This window comes from Zobellia sp. OII3 (assembly GCF_002211465.1).
GTDB classification, from domain to species: domain Bacteria; phylum Bacteroidota; class Bacteroidia; order Flavobacteriales; family Flavobacteriaceae; genus Zobellia; species Zobellia galactanivorans.
This window is the reverse complement of sequence record NZ_MWRZ01000001.1, coordinates 1,265,526-1,281,573: the sequence shown is the minus strand read 5'-3', so window position 1 is coordinate 1,281,573 and position 16,048 is coordinate 1,265,526. Positions and strand designations below refer to the sequence as shown.

Below are 16,048 nucleotides of genomic sequence, written 5' to 3'. Positions count from 1 at the left end.
GTGATGACCAAAGAACTTATAATACAAAAAATAGATGATTTCCTAATCGACGAGTTTGAAGTCGAGGAAGAGGAAATCGCTGCCGATGCCAACCTTAAAGATACCCTAGGTCTAGACAGCTTAGACTTTGTTGACCTTGTAGTAGCCGTTGAGAGTAATTTTGGTGTAAAATTAGTAGGTGAAGACTTTGTAAATGTCACCACCCTACAAAACTTTTACGACCTGATAGAGCGCAAACTTCACTGATATTCCCCTGAGAAAATCCTAAAATGGCAACAGAATGGAAAGGAAAGTCCAAAGGCACCGTTTTAGGGTATAGAATCTATATTTTCTTTATCAAAAAACTGGGGCTGGGAGCTTCATACCTGCTTCTGCATTTTGTGGTCTTGTACTACTGCATCTTTTCCGTTGACAGCACCAGGTCTATTTTTTATTACTTCCATAAGAGACTGGGGCATTCGACCCTAAAAAGTCTTTTCAATATCTACAGAAGCTACTACATTTTTGGCCAGACCATTATTGACAAAGCCGCTATATCGGCCGGTCTTCGAGATCGGTTCACTTATGAGTTTGACGGAATAGAAAAGATCGAGCAACTGCTTTCCGAAAAAAAAGGAGGCATTCTACTAAGCGCCCACATCGGAAATTTCGAGGTCGCCGAATTTTTTCTACAAGATGTAAATGCATTTTCTTCGATCAACTTGGTTACTTGGGACCAAGAGCACGAAGAGATCAAGGCCTACATGGAGAGTGTTACTTCTAAATCGAACATCAAGCTTATCTTGATAAAAGAAGATATGTCGCATATCTTTGAAATACACACCGCCCTGACCAATGGCGAACTCGTTTGTTTTACGGGCGACCGATATATTGAAGGATCCAAATTCTTAGAACAACAGCTCTTAGGGGCCACCGCCAAATTTCCGCTAGGCCCTTACCTACTGGCTTCACGTTTAAAGGTTCCCGTCTTGTTCGTTTACGTAATGAAAGAATCGCGAAAACACTATCACCTATATGCTAGAACCGCCGAAGTAAAACGCGGCGACGCCCAAGGCTTACTTGAAAAATACACCGACAACCTCGAATGGATCATTGCCAAATATCCATTACAATGGTTTAATTATTTTGATTTTTGGGGAGATAAGACAAATAAATAAGATATTTGAACTATCCCTAAAGTACCCGTGAATCATTTATTGCTCAATGACCATCCTATAACCGAAAGCAAATGAAAGAAGTACTCGTTGTATATTACTCCCAGACCGGCCAGCTACGGTCCATTATAGACTCCGTAATATCCCCCTTACAACAAGAATCGATCAATATTACCTACCATCAGATCCTTCCTAAAACCCCTTATGGGTTTCCATGGAAAAAGGAAAGGTTTTTCGATGTATTTCCGGAAGCCTTCCTTCAAATTCCCACAGAAATCAATACCCCAGATGCATCGGTCTTATCGCGCAAATACGATTTGGTCATCTTAGGACATCAAGTATGGTACCTCTCGCCTTCCATTCCCTTAAATTCATTTTTAACCTCCGAAGCCGCAAAAACACTATTGAACGATACTCCGGTTATTACGGTCATCGGTGTACGTAATATGTGGGCCATGTCGCAAGAAAAGGTGAAAAAAATACTTATAGGCCTTAACGCCAAACTCGTCGGAAACATAGCCTTGGTCGATAAAAGTCCCAACCACGTTAGTGTAATCACCATCGTGTACTGGATGCTTCAGGGGAAAAAAGACCGCATGTGGGGAATTTTCCCCAAACCCGGCGTATCGGAAAACACCATAGCCTCGGCAGATAAATTTGGCCATCCGATCAAAGAAGCCCTTATGGCCTCCGATTTTTCTACGCTACAAGAAAAACTGAACGATTTAAACGCATCAAAAATCAGTAACCTACTGGTTCAGATGGACAAGCGCGGCAACCTATTGTTTTCAAAATGGGCCAATCTCATTAGAAAGAAGGGAAATCAAGGCGATCCTGCCCGAAAAAAATGGCTACGTTTGTTCAACTATTACCTGATATTTGCCATTTGGATAATCGCACCTATAGTTTTTATTGTATTTTTGCTCACTTATATCCCTATGTACAGAAAAATCCAAAGGGAAAACAAATATTACGCCTCTGTTGATTATAAGGAGTAAGACCGACACATGAAAAACGCCTACATTACCAAAATATCCAAGTTTCTGCCCAATTCCCCTGTCGAAAATGACCAAATTGAAGATAAATTAGGGTTTATAGACGGACAAAAATCCAGGGCTAAAAGCATCATCCTACGCAATAACAAAATTAAAAAGAGGTACTACGCCATTGATGAAAACGGCAATGTAACCCATAATAATGCCCAGCTCACCGCAGCGGCGATAGAAGAGCTTTGCGACGCCAATTTCAGCAAAGACCAAATAGAGCTTTTATCGTGCGGCACCTCTACACCCGATCAACTTTTGCCTTCCCATGCCGCCATGGTACATGGTGAATTGAAAAACGGCAACATGGAAATCAATTCGGCATCGGGAGTTTGCTGTTCAGGAATGAACGCCCTAAAATATGGCTATATGGCCATAAAAGTGGGCCAAGTAAACAATGCGGTCTGTACCGGTTCGGAAAAAGTTTCGACTTGGACCAAGGCCGATTTCTACCAAGAAGAAATCGAGCACCTTAAGGCCTTGGAAGAAAACCCCATGATCGCCTTTGACAAAGATTTTTTACGATGGATGCTTTCCGACGGATCCGGAGCGATGTTGGTGGAAAACGAACCCAAGGGAGACACTCCATTAAAAATCGAATGGATGGAAGGCTTTTCGTACGCCTTTGAAATGGAAACCTGTATGTATGCCGGCGGAGAAAAACTTGAAAACGGCGAGCTAAAACCTTGGAGCGAATTTGCCCCTGAAGATTGGGCGAAGAAATCGGTTTTCGCCATTAAGCAAGACGTAAAGCTACTTGGGGAGAACATCTTGAAAAAAGGGGTCGACTGCCTAAAAGAAGTATACGAAAAACACGGTATCGGTCCTGATGACGTCGACTACTACCTTCCCCATATTTCCTCGTATTTTTTCAAACAAGGACTCTACGACGAAATGAAAGACCGAGGTGTGGAAATGCCTTGGGAAAAATGGTTCTTAAACCTTGAACACGTGGGCAACGTAGGCGCTGCTTCCATATATCTAATGCTTGAAGAACTTGTTGCATCGGGCAAATTGAAGAAGGGCGATAGAATTTTATTACATGTGCCCGAAAGCGCACGTTTTTCATACACCTATGCCTATTTAACAGTGTGCTAGCATGAACTTATTGAAAACGCCCCTTATCGATAGTGAGTTTCTACAGAATTTAATCCCGCAGAAACCACCCTTTATCATGGTGGGCAAATTACTTCACTATTCAGAGAAGAAAATCATATCGGGCTTTGTCGTTCCCGCAGACAATCTATTTGTTTTTGAAAAACGCTTTATGGCCCCCGGCCTTATAGAAAACATGGCACAGACCGTAGCCCTGCATACGGGCTATAAATTTTACCTGGCCCAACAACCTGCACCTACCGGATATATCGGGGCCATAAAAAAGGCCACCGTAAACGCCCTCCCCTTTGTAGGCCAAGAATTGGAAACCACCGTAGAGATCTTGCACGACATGATGGGAATTACCATGGTATCGGCCACGGTTACCTGCGAAGGTATAGTACTGGCATCAAGTGAAATGAAAACCGCACTGGCAAACTAATTTGGAAGCACGGACCAACATAGATATCAAGAATTTTTTACCGCACCGTGAGCCTATGCTCATGGCCAACGTAACCCCATATCTAGACGAAACCTCCGTAGAGACCTGTTTTAAGGTGGAAGCCTCGTGCATTTTTGTAAAAAACGGACACCTATCGGAAACCGGACTCATTGAAAATGCGGCCCAAACCTGTGCTACCATAGTAGGACAAAGCTTTTTTGACGACAAGGACAAAGACGGGAATAAAAACAAGGTCGTTGGCTATATCAGTGCCGTAAAAAAAGTCGAGGTTTTTGCCCTACCGAAAGTAGGCGAAACCATAACGACCAAAGGGGAACTGATTTCAAGGTATGACAACGAAGCCTTTAGCAGCTGCACCATTGCTTCTGAAACTTTCAGAAATGGAGAATTAATCGTAGCTTGTACTTTGAACTTTTTGATCCATGAAGTTTAAGAGGGAAAAATTAATAATCCCCCAAATTAACGAACAGTGAAAAAAGAAGAAGTACCACAAGATAAAGGCCTGTTAAATTCTGCCCACACCAAAGAACTTACCTATGCCGTAGACGAGAATGGCGAATATACCACAGCCCTTAGTTCTGGCTGGGACCCCAAGACCATCGCACTCAACAACGCCATAAAAGAAATCGAGGAGCGTGTTGCCAAGGCCAAAGAACGCGTTCAAAATAATGAGACCAGCCCCATTGAATACTATATGGAACTTCACAAAATGGACCTCCCTATCTTATCGAGCTATGTGGGTCTCTGGCAATGGCGCGTAAAGCGACATTTTAAGCCCAAAATTTTTAAAAAACTGAGCCAAAAAACCCTTCAAAAGTATGCCGATGTCTTCGAAATCAGCATTGAAGAACTGAAACATATTTCTTAAACATCCCCATGCAAATAGAATTTACCCATAAACAATCTGCGCACTGCGAAAATGGTGTGGTAAGCAACTTAATGCGCCACAATGGTTTTGAGGTGAGCGAACCCATGGTTTTCGGCATTGGGTCGGGACTATTGTTCTGCTACATCCCTTTTTTAAAGGTCAACCATGCGCCGGTTGTAACCTACCGGGCCATGCCAGGCCTTATCTTCAATCGATTTGCCAAGAGGGTAGGCATAAAAATAAAGCGCGAAAAATTCAGTAGTCCCGAAACGGCAAAGGCACGGCTCGATGAAAATTTACAAAAGAACAATCCCGTCGGACTTCAGGTAGGGGTCTACAACCTCTTGTACTTTCCCGACGAATACCGCTTTCACTTTAACGCCCACAATTTGGTGGTCTACGGCAAGGTAAACGGAAACTACCTGATCAGCGACCCCGTCATGGAACAGGTCACCACCCTGACCGAAAGGCAACTGGAAAAAGTGCGTTTTGCCAAAGGCGCTTTTGCCCCTAAAGGCCATATTTACTATCCGACCGCCTTTCCTAAAGAATTGGAATTGAAAAATGCCATTATCAAAGGCATCAAACAAACCTGCCGAGAAATGACGGCACCCGTACCCATAGTGGGCTATAAAGGCATAAAGACAATCTCAAAACTGATCCGCAAATGGCCTAAGAAAAAAGGGGCCAAGGCGGCCAACCACTACTTGGGCCAAATCGTTCGCATGCAAGAAGAGATAGGAACCGGAGGCGGTGGGTTTCGTTATATCTACGCCGCTTTTCTACAAGAGGCCAGCCAAGTACTCGGCAACGAAAAACTCAAGGAACTTTCAAAGGAAATGACCAAAATCGGTGACGACTGGCGCGATTTTGCCGTAAATGCATCCCGCATCTACAAAAACCGCAGTGCCCAAGACGATGCCTATAACAAAGTGGCTGATGAACTAGATGCCATTGCCGATAGCGAAGCGGCCTTTTTTAAGAAATTGAAAAAAGCGATTTAGCATCGACCGAAGTCCGATTCACTAAAAAGGAAAAACAAGACTTTATCTTAGAATTTTCGATTAGTTTTGACATCATGATCCAAATCAACGATCTTTCAAAAAAGTACAAAAGTGCCGACGATTTTTCCGTCCGGAATTTGGATTTGACCATAGCGGAAGGGGAAATTTTCGGACTTTTAGGTCCCAATGGAGCAGGAAAGACCACCCTTATTTCTATGTTGAGCTCTTTATTGAAACCTACTTCCGGAAGTTTTACGATCGACGGATTGAACTTCAAAGAGCACAAGAACCAACTTAAGCAGTTGATAGGCATCGTTCCACAGGAATATGCCCTCTACCCTTCCCTGACCGCCTATGAAAACCTCGTGTATTTTGGAAGCATGTACGGACTTAAGGGACAAGCGTTAAAGAACGATATCAATTCGCACCTTGAAACCATGGGGCTATCAAAGTTCGCCCATAAGAAAATAAAGGCCTTTTCGGGCGGTATGAAACGCCGCATCAACCTTATATCGAGCATTCTGCACAAACCCAAAGTACTATTTTTAGACGAACCTACCGTAGGTGTAGATGTGCAGTCGAAAAATGTGATCATGGCCTATCTAAAAGAATTGAATGCCTCGGGAACGACCATTATTTACACCTCCCACCACTTGAACGAGGCAGAGCAATTTTGTACCCGCGTTGGCATTATCGACCACGGTACATTGGTTTGTTTGGGCAAACCCAAGGAACTTATCGCCCAGGAAGAAAATGCCGAACACCTAGAAGAGGTATTCTTGGCAAAAACCGGTAAAGCCCTACGTGACCATGCATAAACTTTGGGCCTCTACATACAAGGAGTTTTTACTCGTAACACGCGACATCGGGGGCTTGGCCGTACTATTTCTGATGCCCTTGCTATTGGTGATCGTTATCACCACCATTCAAGACAATTCATTCAAGTCCGTAAAAGAGACCAAACTGCCGATCCTATTGGTCGATCTTGACAAGGGAAAAGTATCGGAAGACATCTTACAGGGTTTAGCCGACTCCAAATTATTTCAAGTGGATATGGCAGCTACCGATGAGGAAGCCAAAGCACAAGTACTTAAAGGCGACTATCAACTGGCCATCGTCATACCTGAAAACCTATCGTCGGAACTCGAGGTCAAAATCAACGAGAACGTAGACGGCATTCTTTCTAAATTCAGCGATAACGAAGAAAGCATTCCCGAGCCTAAATCGATAGCCAAGTCCAAGGAAGTAAAACTTTACTTTGATCCGGCTACGCAGCAATCGTTCAAGAGCTCGGTTCGCAGTAACATTGACAAGATGATCTCAAAAATAGAGACCGAGACCATCTACAAGGCCTTTCAAGAGCAGTTGACCGACGATCCCTCGGAACAAATCTTTGAGACGGAGCAATTCATCACCTTTACCGAAATTGTACCCAGCAAGCACAAAGAAGCCTTGATCCCGAACTCTACCCAGCACAACATTCCCGCATGGACGCTTTTTGCCATCTTTTTCATCATTCTGCCCCTGGCCATTAATATGGTCAAAGAAAAAAATCAAGGGACTTTTGTGCGATTGAGGACGAACCCCGTATCGTATGCCACCGTTCTTGGCGGTAAAACCATAGTGTTTGTAGGCGTTTCCTTGGTGCAGTTCGCCTTAATGTTGGCCGTGGGCATTTTTCTCTTCCCCCTAATAGGACTTCCTAAACTCGATGTTTCGGGCAGACTGCCCCTTTTGTTCGTGGTGGCCTTCTTTGCAGGTCTGGCGGCCGTTGGCCTTGGCCTGTTGCTGGGCACCATTGCCAAGACCCAAGAACAGTCGGCTCCTTTCGGTGCCACTTTTGTGGTCATCTTAGCCGCTATCGGAGGGGTTTGGGTCCCTGTTTTTGCCATGCCCAAATTTATGCAGTTGCTCTCTAACCTATCACCAATGAATTGGGGGTTAAGTGCATTTTATGATGTATTTTTGCGCAACGCAACCTTTATTGAGCTTATCCCCGAAATATCGCTTTTACTCGGTTTTTTCGTAATCACAACGCTCATTGCCATTATCTATAACGAAAGAAAAAATGCCGTCTAAAACTAAAAAAGAAATTAGCTTCACAAGTGAGGTACGTGTACGTTTTGCGGAAACGGACCCATTGGGCATTGTCTGGCACGGCAATTATATTCAGTATTTTGAAGATGGGCGCGAAGCCTTTGGACGCCACCATGGCATTTCGTACCTAGATCAAAAAGCCCACAATTTTTCCACCCCCATAGTCAAATCGGTCTGCGAGCACAAACTACCTTTGAGCTATGGCGATGTGGCCACTATAAAAACCACCTATGTTGACTGTGCCGCCGCTAAAATGATTTTCAAATATGAGATTTACAACCCAAAGGGGGCCGTGGTCTGTACCGGGGAGACCGTTCAGGTCTTTGTGGAATTGGGTGGAGAACTCTCATTGGTAATCCCTCCATTTTTTGCCGAATGGAAGAAAAAAGTAGGCCTTTTAGATGGATAGTGTTTACCTCTCACATAACAATATTGTTTCCGCTTACGGACTCGATAGCGCAGCCGCGATAAATGGTATTAAGAACGAAGTATCCGGACTCACCTTGGTGAACGACCCCGACGTGCTTCCCAACCCTTTTTACTCTTCCCTGATCGACCAAAAAAGCGTGCATGAGGCATTCTCGAAGCTCAACCCCCAAGAAGCCTATACCCGACTCGAACAAATCCTTTTGGTCTCTTTGGCCGACACCCTTAAGAAATCGGGTATCCCCCTAACGGACAGGGTCGGACTCATCATATCGACTACCAAAGGCAATATCGATGTCTTGGATGCCGACAGCCCTTTCGATGAAAACAGGGCCTACCTGAGTGAACTGGGAGAAAAAATAAAGTCCTTTTTCGGCTTCAAAAACGAAGCCTTAGTAGTATCCAATGCTTGTGTTTCGGGAGTTTTAGCCTTGGCCGTAGCCAAGCGCCTCATTCATCAAAAACGCTATGACCACGTATTCGTGGTTGCCGGAGACTTGGTCAGCAAATTTATTTTATCGGGCTTTAACTCGTTTCAGGCCTTAAGCGAATCTCCCTGTAGACCGTATTGTAAGACCCGGGCAGGAATCAATATAGGCGAAGTTGGCTGCAGTATTCTCGTAACCAAGGACAAAGACCGACTCATTGATGCATCCGTTCGTATACTCGGGGAAGCCTCGTGCAACGATGCCAACCATATATCGGGACCCTCCCGAACGGGCGAGGGCCTTTATCGCAGTATTACATCGGCCATGGACCAGGCCCAACTAGCACCCAAGGCCATAGATTTTATTTCGGCCCACGGTACGGCTACCATGTACAACGACGAAATGGAGGCCATTGCCTTTAACCGCGCCCATATACAAGACAGCCCCCTAAATAGCTTAAAGGGCTATTTTGGGCATACCTTAGGGGCTTCCGGTCTTTTGGAAACCATTATCGGCATGTATTCCTTACATTCGAACACTTTGTTCGCCTCCCTTGGCTTTCAAGAGCTGGGCGTTTCGCAACCCCTGAACATCATACAAGAAACCTCCGCCAAGGAAAGCAGTGTTTTTCTAAAGACAGCTTCGGGTTTCGGAGGTTGCAATACAGCGGCAATCTTTCAAAAAGTCAATCCATGAATATGCCCGGTTACCATATAAAATCATATTGCCGCATAGCCAATGGAAAAATTTCCAGAAATGGAAAAGTATTGTTTTCCGATGCCTCCGAAGAGTTTCCGGCCTTTATAAAAGCGGCTTACAAACAATTTGAAACCGACTATTCCAAGTTCTTCAAAATGGACAACCTCAGTAAATTGGCCTTTATGGGTGCCGAGGTGCTATTAAAAGACCAGGAAGAAAAAAATACCGCCCTTGTGCTTTCAAATAAGGCCTCAAGCTTAGACACCGACCGTAAGCACCAGGCCGCCATTAGTGACCGATCAGGCGCATTTGCCAGTCCGGCCGTATTCGTCTACACCCTCCCAAATATCTGTATGGGCGAAATTAGCATTCGCCACAAACTGTATTCTGAAAATAGTTTCTTTATATTTGCCGAGTTTAACCCCCATTTATTGTCAGATTATGCCAATGATCTGCTAGAAACGGGCAAAGCCGATGAAGTACTATGCGGCTGGGTTGATTATGATAAAGGAAAATATGATGCGTTTTTATACGTTATCGCTAAAAAAGGTTTGTTGCCCCATGATACCGGAGAACTGACCAAATTATACAGAACAAAATGAGCGAACTTAAACAAGAATTGAAGGAGAAAATCATCGAGCAATTAAACTTGGAAGATGTTTCCGTTGACGAAATCGCAAATAACGACCCGCTTTTTGGAGAGGGTCTTGGTCTTGACTCTATCGATGCGCTAGAGCTTATTGTAATGCTCGACAAAGATTACGGCATTAAATTGGCCGACCCGAAAGAAGGGCGTAAGATTTTTGAGTCTATCGATACCATGGCCGCCTATATTGCGGCGAACCGATCGAACTAAAAATCCCTCGTTTTTTAAGCTACCTGGCACACCGACCTATCGGTCGTAAGCGGTATACAGAATTCGCACTTAAGTCTAAGATTCGTATTTTTATTCTATATCTATAATACTTCCAAATTAATATGTGCAAGGGCGTAGCAATTACGGGAATGGGAGCAATTTCCGCCATTGGGAACAATGTGCAGGAAAACTATGAGGCGCTGGTCTCTGGCAAACTTGGCATTTCTAGAGTTTCAAAAATAGATACCGTTCACAAAAACGATATCATGGTAGGCGAAATAGGGATGACCAATACCCAATTAAAAGTAAAATTGGGAATAGCCGAAGAAACGGCCGTATCAAGAACGGCCCTATTGGCCATGCTTGCCGCAGAGGAAGCCGTATCACAAGCCGGAATAACCGACATCAACGATTGTGAGACCGGACTCATTTCCGGAACTACCGTAGGTGGTATGGACCAATCGGAAAAATATTATTTTGAATATTTTGAAACCGACGAACATTGGGGCCATATCAATGGACTTCATGCGGGCGATTCTACACAAAAACTGGCCGACCATCTTGGCATATCAGAGAGTTTTGTCTCTACCATAAGTACCGCTTGTTCATCGGCTGCCAACGCCATTATGTTGGGGGCACGAATGATAAAATCGGGGCAATTAGACCGTGTTATCGTGGGGGGCACCGATAGCCTGTGCAAATTCACCATCAACGGTTTCAAGACTTTGATGATTCTCTCCGACACCTACAACACGCCATTTGACGACAACAGAAAAGGACTTAACCTGGGTGAGGCCGCGGCCTACCTTGTGTTAGAATCCGATGAGATCGTAAAAAGGGACCAGAAAAAAGTATTGGGTTACGTAAAAGGCTACGGCAATGCCAATGATGCCTTTCACCAAACCGCCTCCTCTGAAAATGGGGACGGTGCCGTATTGGCGATGGAAAAGGCCTTAAAAGTTTCAGGCTTGACCCCATCCGATATCGATTACATAAACGCACACGGAACCGCAACACCGAACAACGACCTTTCCGAAGGCCGTTCCTTACTTCGTATCTTCGGCGACAAAGTGCCCGAATTCAGTTCAACCAAGGCCTTTACGGGCCATACGCTGGCCGTAGCAGGTGGTATAGAGGCCGTATATTCGGTTTTGGCATTACAGAACAACGTAATTTACCCTAACCTCAACTTTACCACCCCGATGAAGGAATTTGAACTGCTTCCGCAAACGACGGTAAAACAAAAGGAGTTGCACCATGTACTCTCCAATTCTTTCGGGTTCGGCGGAAATTGTTCCACTTTAATCTTTTCCAAAGAAGCCTAATGAAACCAGTATATATAAATAGCGTAGGTTCGGTTTCGGCCCAAAAAACCTTTGACAACAGCGAGTTTCTAAATGAAATTACGGAGTACAACGCGAGCACGGTACCCGTAATCGACCCCAATTATAAGGAATACATTCCTCCTGCGGCCGCACGCCGTATGGCCCGAGGTATAAAAATGAGCACGGTAAGTTCTAAAAACGCCCTTAACGAAGCCGGAATAGAAAACATAGATGCCATTATCGTAGGCACCGGACTGGGCTGTATTGGTGACTCCGAACGTTTCGTTAGCGATATCATCAAGAACGATGAGCAGTTTTTAACCCCTACCCGCTTTATTCAGTCATCACACAATACCGTGGCAGGGCAAATTGCGCTTGGCCTAGGTTGCAAAGGACACAATTTCACCTTTGTACATTCGGCCGTTTCGTTTGAATCGTCTTTGATCGACGCCAAGATGATGATCGAAAACGATGAAGCCGAAACCGTTCTTGTCGGCGGTGTAGACGAATTGGTAGACCACCATGTGGAAACCCACCGTTTGATCGGGCATATCAAGAAAGAACCTGTAGCCTCCCAAGAGCTTTTGCAATCGAAGACCGAGGGCATGGTAATGGGTGAAGGCGCCCACTTTTTTGTGCTTTCGAATCAAAAAGCCCCCTCTTGTTACGCCGAACTGCTTGCCGTAAAAACATTCAACACCCTATCAAAAGAACGCCTCGAAGAAAAAGTACTCGCCTTTTTAGAACGGCAACAACTTAATATCGATGATATAGACCTTGCCATACTCGGTAACAATGGCGATGTTAATTTTGACACTTATTACGACCAGCTGGGCTCTTCCTTGTTAAAAGATACGCCCCAAGCCTATTACAAACACCTTTCGGGTGAATTCGATACTGCAACGGGATTTGCTTTTTGGTTGGCCAATAAAATTATAAAGACACAGACGGTTCCCGAAGTGGTACAACTCAATGCAATCGTCCCTGCAAAGCTAGAGACCATTTTGATATACAACCAATATAGAGGAGAAAACCACAGCCTTACCTTAATTCGCAAATGCTAAGGCGGAAAAGGGTAAATACCGCTGTTGTTTTTCTTTTGCTGCCCTTGGTCGCGCTATGCTTTATGGAATACCTACCCTGGTGGCCGGTTTTTGCGCTTTTGTTCCTTTGGTTCTCCCTTACGGTTTTTGGCTCATTCTTTATCCAGTGGAATTACCATCTCACCTCAAGACACTCCAACAAAAAAACTGAAAACAATTGGGTCGCCATTACGTTTGACGATGGCCCGAACCCTGAATTCACCCCCAAAGCACTCGAACTATTGGCAAAATACAATGCCAAGGCGACCTTCTTTTGCGTTGGACAACGGATCGAGAAACATCCGGAAATTTTAAAACAGATCATTTCCCAAGGGCACGCCATTGGCAACCATACTTACTCACACGCCAATACTTTCGGTTTTTTTTCGTTAGATAAGGTTTTGAACGAGCTCGTTCAAACCGAAAACCTTGTGCACACCTTGACCGAGAAAAAAATAAAACTCTATCGACCCGCTTTTGGGGTGACCAATCCGCAGATTGCAAAAGCGGTAGACAAACTAAAAGTACACAGCATAGGGTGGAACGTACGCTCATTGGACACGACATCAAGGTCGGAAGAAACCGTCTTAAAACGAATAACGCACAAGGTATCAAAGGGCGATATTATACTGCTGCACGACACCAGCGAAAAAACAATCGCCGTTTTGGAACAGTTATTGTTATTTTTGCGGAAGAAAAATCTCAGTTCGGTCACTGTTGACCGTCTACTAGAAATCGAAGCTTATGCGTAAGATACTTTTTCTTATCCTTTTTATTTCCGTTTCGGCCGTTGCACAAAAGCAAATGACGCCGGACGAAGCCACGGCGCTAAAGGCCAAGGTAAAGACCCGGGCAGAGGCGATTACCACGGTAATGAGCGATTTTACCCAATACAAGCACCTAGACTTCCTATCAGACGATATCGTATCACAGGGCCAATTGGCCTTCAAGGCCCCCAACCTGGTCAAGTGGCAATACACCAAGCCCTTTGCCTATTCGGTCTTGTTCAAAAACGAAACCCTATACATCAACGATGACGGTAACAAGAGTAATATGGACGTGGGGTCGAACAAAATATTCAAACAGTTGAACCAACTCATTACGGCCAGTATACGTGGCGATATGTTCGACGACAACGAGTTCAACATCAAATATTTTAAAATAAACGATTCTAGTTTGGTATACTTTCTTCCGAAAGACGAACAGTTTGCCAAGTTCATCAAAGCCTTTCACCTTTCCTTTAACGCCAACGGCGATGTAACCGAGGTGAAAATGATCGAACCCTCAGACGACTATACCCAAATTAAATTTACCGATCGTGTCGTGAACAAAACCTTGTCAGATGCGGTCTTTACTCAGTAGCCTTTGCCTTTTTCTATGGGTCGGATGCGCTTCTTACCCTGCCAAAAATGGGTTTGAACCCCGCACAGAATCTTCTCAAGAGCTTCAAAACCCCTATTTTTCAAATCCCGAGAAAGACTATGTATACAAGGCCAAAATCGATGCGTTCAACAAATCGTTCGGAGGTATTTTTATCGTCAAAAAGTTGGGGCCCGACCATCATCGCATTGCGTTTACCACCGAAATAGGCAATACCATTTTCGATTTCACCTTTAAGGAAAACGACTTCGTGGTAAACCGGATTTTAAAGGAATTGGACAAAAAAGTACTCATCAATATCTTAAAACGGGATTTTAAAGCGTTAATACAGGAACAATCGCAAGTAAGGAATCAATTTAGCCTAGATGGCGATACCGTATTACAGAGCGACATCCTATCTAAAAAACATTATTTTTATTACAAGAGGGGGCAGCTGAACAGAATTGCCCGAGTTGACCGAAACCAAAAAAAAGTAGAATTCTTCTTTAGCAATATCGATGACCAGTTTGCCAAGGAAATTGAAATAGCACACTACAACTTCAAACTTCATATTACATTAAAATCGTTCAAATGAAAACCGTAAAACTTCTTATCATGCTAGTGGTTTTTTGCAGCACGGGCATGACCATGGCACAGACGCGCCCCGGTATAAAGGTAGGTCTGAACAGTTCGAACATCAGTAACACCGCGCTTGATACCAAATCGGGAATATACATAGGCGCCTTTGCCGACATTTCACTAACGGATTACTACTCCTTACAGCCCGAAATCCTATATTCCAATCAAGGGGGCAAATCGAATTCCGACGCATATGGCGATCTAAACATCAACTATATTTCCATCGGCATACCGAACAAATTTTATGTAAGCCCTGACAAGGGATTTCATTTTATACTGGGTCTTGGATTGGATATTAATTTTGACAACAATTTTGTTAACTTGACCAACTTTAACGTCGATGATGAAATCTCGCCTCTAGATGTCGTCGTTTTTGGAGGAATAGGCTACGAGTTTGATTTTGGCCTGATACTTGAAGCAAGGTACAAGCAAGGAACCATAAGCGTTGACTTCTTTGGCGAAGACGATTATTACGAAGAAGCCGGAAGCAATCTCAATGGGGTATTTCAAATAGGTGCCGCATACAAATTTAAATTATAAAGGACATGTTGATCGAAGGATTGTATTCCGTTGAAAGTTTTGAAAAGGAAGGGCAGAACGTAACTGCCACGGTTAAACTGAACGCCGCGCATGATGTTTTCAAGGGCCATTTTCCCGGCAACCCCGTGATGCCCGGCGTATGTATGATCCAAATCATCAAAGAACTCACCGAGCAGGCCACGGAAAAAATGCTGTTTCTTTCGGTCGCCACGAACGTGAAGTTCATGGCCATTATCAATCCCGAGAAAAACGACACCATTCAACTCAAGCTGACGATTACGGAGGAAGAGGCTATCGTAAAAGTGAAGAATACCACAACTTTTGACGATACATTAGCCTTAAAATTAAGCGCTACCTTTAATATTCTAACCTAGATTTTATGCACTTAAAACTAGTTCTGTTCGCTTTTTTTTCACTTTTATCCCTTACAAATCCGGTAGATTTGTCCCGGGTAAGAACAGCCTATGTTGAAGCTTCAGGTAATGAAAGCGCCACCATTGCACTAAACGACGACCTGGTTTCGGTGGCCAAAACCGACAACAAAACGCTAGTAGCCTTTAAAGGGGCGGTGACTACAATGATGGCGAAATACGCCAAAGGAATAAAAGAAAAAAAGACCTTTTTTAAGGAAGGGGCGGAACTTTTGGAATTTGCCATAGCGGCAGAACCCGATAATGTTGAAATACGCTGCATCCGTCTAAGCGTTCAAGAGAACGTACCCAAGATTACGGGGTACACCAAAAACATTGAGGAAGACAAACAATTTATAATCGAGAACTTCAATACCATCCCCAATAAGAACAGCAAGGATTTCGTAAAAGGGTATATTTCAAAATCAGAAGCCTTTAACGAATCAGAAAGGCAATTGTTACAAGGTTCGTAATACGTATCTTTGCTGAAAATTCAGAACCTGTTTTCTGAACCCTTTGAAAAAAATTGCTCGTGCCGACCCTTACCCCATCACTTCAAA

General features: G+C 44.0%; 22 protein-coding genes. All 22 read left to right on the top strand.

What is annotated here, in order from left to right:
• Positions 1-3 precede the first annotated feature (3 nt).
• Complete coding sequence (locus B4Q04_RS05375) at positions 4-246, top strand: acyl carrier protein (RefSeq protein WP_046287850.1); 243 nt, start codon at positions 4-6, stop codon at positions 244-246.
• A 23-nt stretch (positions 247-269) separates the two neighbouring features.
• Positions 270-1,157 carry a lipid A biosynthesis acyltransferase gene (locus tag B4Q04_RS05370; RefSeq protein ID WP_013993434.1) on the top strand — a complete coding sequence of 296 codons (888 nt, stop codon included), beginning with the start codon at positions 270-272 and terminating at the stop codon, positions 1,155-1,157.
• A 71-nt stretch (positions 1,158-1,228) separates the two neighbouring features.
• Positions 1,229-2,152, top strand: coding sequence for a hypothetical protein (locus B4Q04_RS05365; RefSeq protein WP_088696190.1), 924 nt, complete (start codon positions 1,229-1,231; stop codon positions 2,150-2,152).
• 9 nt (positions 2,153-2,161) lie between these two features.
• Positions 2,162-3,295, top strand: a complete 1,134-nt coding sequence (locus B4Q04_RS05360; RefSeq protein WP_013993432.1) for a beta-ketoacyl-ACP synthase III — start codon at positions 2,162-2,164, stop codon at positions 3,293-3,295.
• Position 3,296: 1 nt separating this feature from the next.
• Entirely contained in the window at positions 3,297-3,734 is a 438-nt protein-coding gene (locus B4Q04_RS05355) for a hypothetical protein (protein WP_013993431.1), read from the top strand.
• A gap of 1 nt (position 3,735) precedes the next feature.
• Positions 3,736-4,188 (top strand): ABC transporter permease, encoded by a 453-nt coding sequence (locus B4Q04_RS05350; RefSeq protein ID WP_231854807.1) that lies wholly within the window; start codon positions 3,736-3,738, stop codon positions 4,186-4,188.
• Between the two features lie 36 nt (positions 4,189-4,224).
• Positions 4,225-4,623, top strand: a complete 399-nt coding sequence (locus B4Q04_RS05345) for a hypothetical protein (protein WP_013993429.1) — start codon at positions 4,225-4,227, stop codon at positions 4,621-4,623.
• Between the two features lie 8 nt (positions 4,624-4,631).
• Positions 4,632-5,627 carry a BtrH N-terminal domain-containing protein gene (locus B4Q04_RS05340; RefSeq protein ID WP_013993428.1) on the top strand — a complete coding sequence of 332 codons (996 nt, stop codon included), beginning with the start codon at positions 4,632-4,634 and terminating at the stop codon, positions 5,625-5,627.
• A gap of 74 nt (positions 5,628-5,701) precedes the next feature.
• On the top strand, positions 5,702-6,445 hold the full coding sequence (locus B4Q04_RS05335; protein WP_088696189.1) for an ABC transporter ATP-binding protein: 744 nt from the start codon (positions 5,702-5,704) through the stop codon (positions 6,443-6,445).
• The gene (locus B4Q04_RS05330; RefSeq protein ID WP_088696188.1) at positions 6,438-7,706 is read left to right on the top strand and encodes an ABC transporter permease; all 1,269 of its coding nucleotides are present in this window, start codon (positions 6,438-6,440) and stop codon (positions 7,704-7,706) included. The genes B4Q04_RS05335 and B4Q04_RS05330 overlap by 8 nt, the downstream gene beginning before the upstream one ends.
• On the top strand, positions 7,696-8,133 hold the full coding sequence (locus B4Q04_RS05325) for an acyl-CoA thioesterase (protein ID WP_013993425.1): 438 nt from the start codon (positions 7,696-7,698) through the stop codon (positions 8,131-8,133). The genes B4Q04_RS05330 and B4Q04_RS05325 overlap by 11 nt, the downstream gene beginning before the upstream one ends.
• On the top strand, positions 8,126-9,274 hold the full coding sequence (locus B4Q04_RS05320; protein ID WP_088696187.1) for a beta-ketoacyl synthase N-terminal-like domain-containing protein: 1,149 nt from the start codon (positions 8,126-8,128) through the stop codon (positions 9,272-9,274). The genes B4Q04_RS05325 and B4Q04_RS05320 overlap by 8 nt, the downstream gene beginning before the upstream one ends.
• Positions 9,271-9,879: a 3-oxoacyl-ACP synthase gene (locus B4Q04_RS05315; RefSeq protein WP_088696186.1), complete on the top strand. Its 609-nt coding sequence runs from the start codon at positions 9,271-9,273 to the stop codon at positions 9,877-9,879. Before B4Q04_RS05320 ends, B4Q04_RS05315 begins: the two co-directional genes overlap by 4 nt.
• Positions 9,876-10,133 (top strand): phosphopantetheine-binding protein, encoded by a 258-nt coding sequence (locus tag B4Q04_RS05310; protein ID WP_013993422.1) that lies wholly within the window; start codon positions 9,876-9,878, stop codon positions 10,131-10,133. Before B4Q04_RS05315 ends, B4Q04_RS05310 begins: the two co-directional genes overlap by 4 nt.
• A 122-nt stretch (positions 10,134-10,255) precedes the next feature.
• Positions 10,256-11,458 carry a beta-ketoacyl-[acyl-carrier-protein] synthase family protein gene (locus B4Q04_RS05305; RefSeq protein WP_088696185.1) on the top strand — a complete coding sequence of 401 codons (1,203 nt, stop codon included), beginning with the start codon at positions 10,256-10,258 and terminating at the stop codon, positions 11,456-11,458.
• Positions 11,458-12,522 (top strand): beta-ketoacyl synthase N-terminal-like domain-containing protein, encoded by a 1,065-nt coding sequence (locus tag B4Q04_RS05300; protein WP_013993420.1) that lies wholly within the window; start codon positions 11,458-11,460, stop codon positions 12,520-12,522. Before B4Q04_RS05305 ends, B4Q04_RS05300 begins: the two co-directional genes overlap by 1 nt.
• Positions 12,516-13,292, top strand: coding sequence for a polysaccharide deacetylase family protein (locus tag B4Q04_RS05295; protein ID WP_013993419.1), 777 nt, complete (start codon positions 12,516-12,518; stop codon positions 13,290-13,292). Before B4Q04_RS05300 ends, B4Q04_RS05295 begins: the two co-directional genes overlap by 7 nt.
• Positions 13,285-13,902: a LolA family protein gene (locus B4Q04_RS05290; RefSeq protein WP_088696184.1), complete on the top strand. Its 618-nt coding sequence runs from the start codon at positions 13,285-13,287 to the stop codon at positions 13,900-13,902. Before B4Q04_RS05295 ends, B4Q04_RS05290 begins: the two co-directional genes overlap by 8 nt.
• The gene (locus B4Q04_RS05285) at positions 13,883-14,494 is read left to right on the top strand and encodes a hypothetical protein (protein ID WP_088696183.1); all 612 of its coding nucleotides are present in this window, start codon (positions 13,883-13,885) and stop codon (positions 14,492-14,494) included. Before B4Q04_RS05290 ends, B4Q04_RS05285 begins: the two co-directional genes overlap by 20 nt.
• A complete protein-coding gene (locus B4Q04_RS05280) occupies positions 14,491-15,078 on the top strand; it encodes a porin family protein (RefSeq protein ID WP_088696182.1) in 588 nt (195 codons plus the stop codon). The genes B4Q04_RS05285 and B4Q04_RS05280 overlap by 4 nt, the downstream gene beginning before the upstream one ends.
• A 5-nt stretch (positions 15,079-15,083) precedes the next feature.
• Positions 15,084-15,452 carry a 3-hydroxyacyl-ACP dehydratase gene (locus tag B4Q04_RS05275; RefSeq protein WP_088696181.1) on the top strand — a complete coding sequence of 123 codons (369 nt, stop codon included), beginning with the start codon at positions 15,084-15,086 and terminating at the stop codon, positions 15,450-15,452.
• Positions 15,453-15,457: 5 nt separating this feature from the next.
• Positions 15,458-15,961 (top strand): hypothetical protein, encoded by a 504-nt coding sequence (locus B4Q04_RS05270; RefSeq protein ID WP_013993414.1) that lies wholly within the window; start codon positions 15,458-15,460, stop codon positions 15,959-15,961.
• Positions 15,962-16,048 lie beyond the last annotated feature (87 nt).

Coding starts and splice junctions, on each gene's coding strand:
- B4Q04_RS05375 (WP_046287850.1), top strand. CDS start 4: ATGACCAAAGAACTTATAATACAAAAAATAGATGATTTCCTAATCGAC.
- B4Q04_RS05370 (WP_013993434.1), top strand. CDS start 270: ATGGCAACAGAATGGAAAGGAAAGTCCAAAGGCACCGTTTTAGGGTAT.
- B4Q04_RS05365 (WP_088696190.1), top strand. CDS start 1,229: ATGAAAGAAGTACTCGTTGTATATTACTCCCAGACCGGCCAGCTACGG.
- B4Q04_RS05360 (WP_013993432.1), top strand. CDS start 2,162: ATGAAAAACGCCTACATTACCAAAATATCCAAGTTTCTGCCCAATTCC.
- B4Q04_RS05355 (WP_013993431.1), top strand. CDS start 3,297: ATGAACTTATTGAAAACGCCCCTTATCGATAGTGAGTTTCTACAGAAT.
- B4Q04_RS05340 (WP_013993428.1), top strand. CDS start 4,632: ATGCAAATAGAATTTACCCATAAACAATCTGCGCACTGCGAAAATGGT.
- B4Q04_RS05335 (WP_088696189.1), top strand. CDS start 5,702: ATGATCCAAATCAACGATCTTTCAAAAAAGTACAAAAGTGCCGACGAT.
- B4Q04_RS05330 (WP_088696188.1), top strand. CDS start 6,438: ATGCATAAACTTTGGGCCTCTACATACAAGGAGTTTTTACTCGTAACA.
- B4Q04_RS05325 (WP_013993425.1), top strand. CDS start 7,696: ATGCCGTCTAAAACTAAAAAAGAAATTAGCTTCACAAGTGAGGTACGT.
- B4Q04_RS05320 (WP_088696187.1), top strand. CDS start 8,126: ATGGATAGTGTTTACCTCTCACATAACAATATTGTTTCCGCTTACGGA.
- B4Q04_RS05315 (WP_088696186.1), top strand. CDS start 9,271: ATGAATATGCCCGGTTACCATATAAAATCATATTGCCGCATAGCCAAT.
- B4Q04_RS05310 (WP_013993422.1), top strand. CDS start 9,876: ATGAGCGAACTTAAACAAGAATTGAAGGAGAAAATCATCGAGCAATTA.
- B4Q04_RS05305 (WP_088696185.1), top strand. CDS start 10,256: ATGTGCAAGGGCGTAGCAATTACGGGAATGGGAGCAATTTCCGCCATT.
- B4Q04_RS05300 (WP_013993420.1), top strand. CDS start 11,458: ATGAAACCAGTATATATAAATAGCGTAGGTTCGGTTTCGGCCCAAAAA.
- B4Q04_RS05295 (WP_013993419.1), top strand. CDS start 12,516: ATGCTAAGGCGGAAAAGGGTAAATACCGCTGTTGTTTTTCTTTTGCTG.
- B4Q04_RS05290 (WP_088696184.1), top strand. CDS start 13,285: ATGCGTAAGATACTTTTTCTTATCCTTTTTATTTCCGTTTCGGCCGTT.
- B4Q04_RS05285 (WP_088696183.1), top strand. CDS start 13,883: ATGCGGTCTTTACTCAGTAGCCTTTGCCTTTTTCTATGGGTCGGATGC.
- B4Q04_RS05280 (WP_088696182.1), top strand. CDS start 14,491: ATGAAAACCGTAAAACTTCTTATCATGCTAGTGGTTTTTTGCAGCACG.
- B4Q04_RS05275 (WP_088696181.1), top strand. CDS start 15,084: ATGTTGATCGAAGGATTGTATTCCGTTGAAAGTTTTGAAAAGGAAGGG.
- B4Q04_RS05270 (WP_013993414.1), top strand. CDS start 15,458: ATGCACTTAAAACTAGTTCTGTTCGCTTTTTTTTCACTTTTATCCCTT.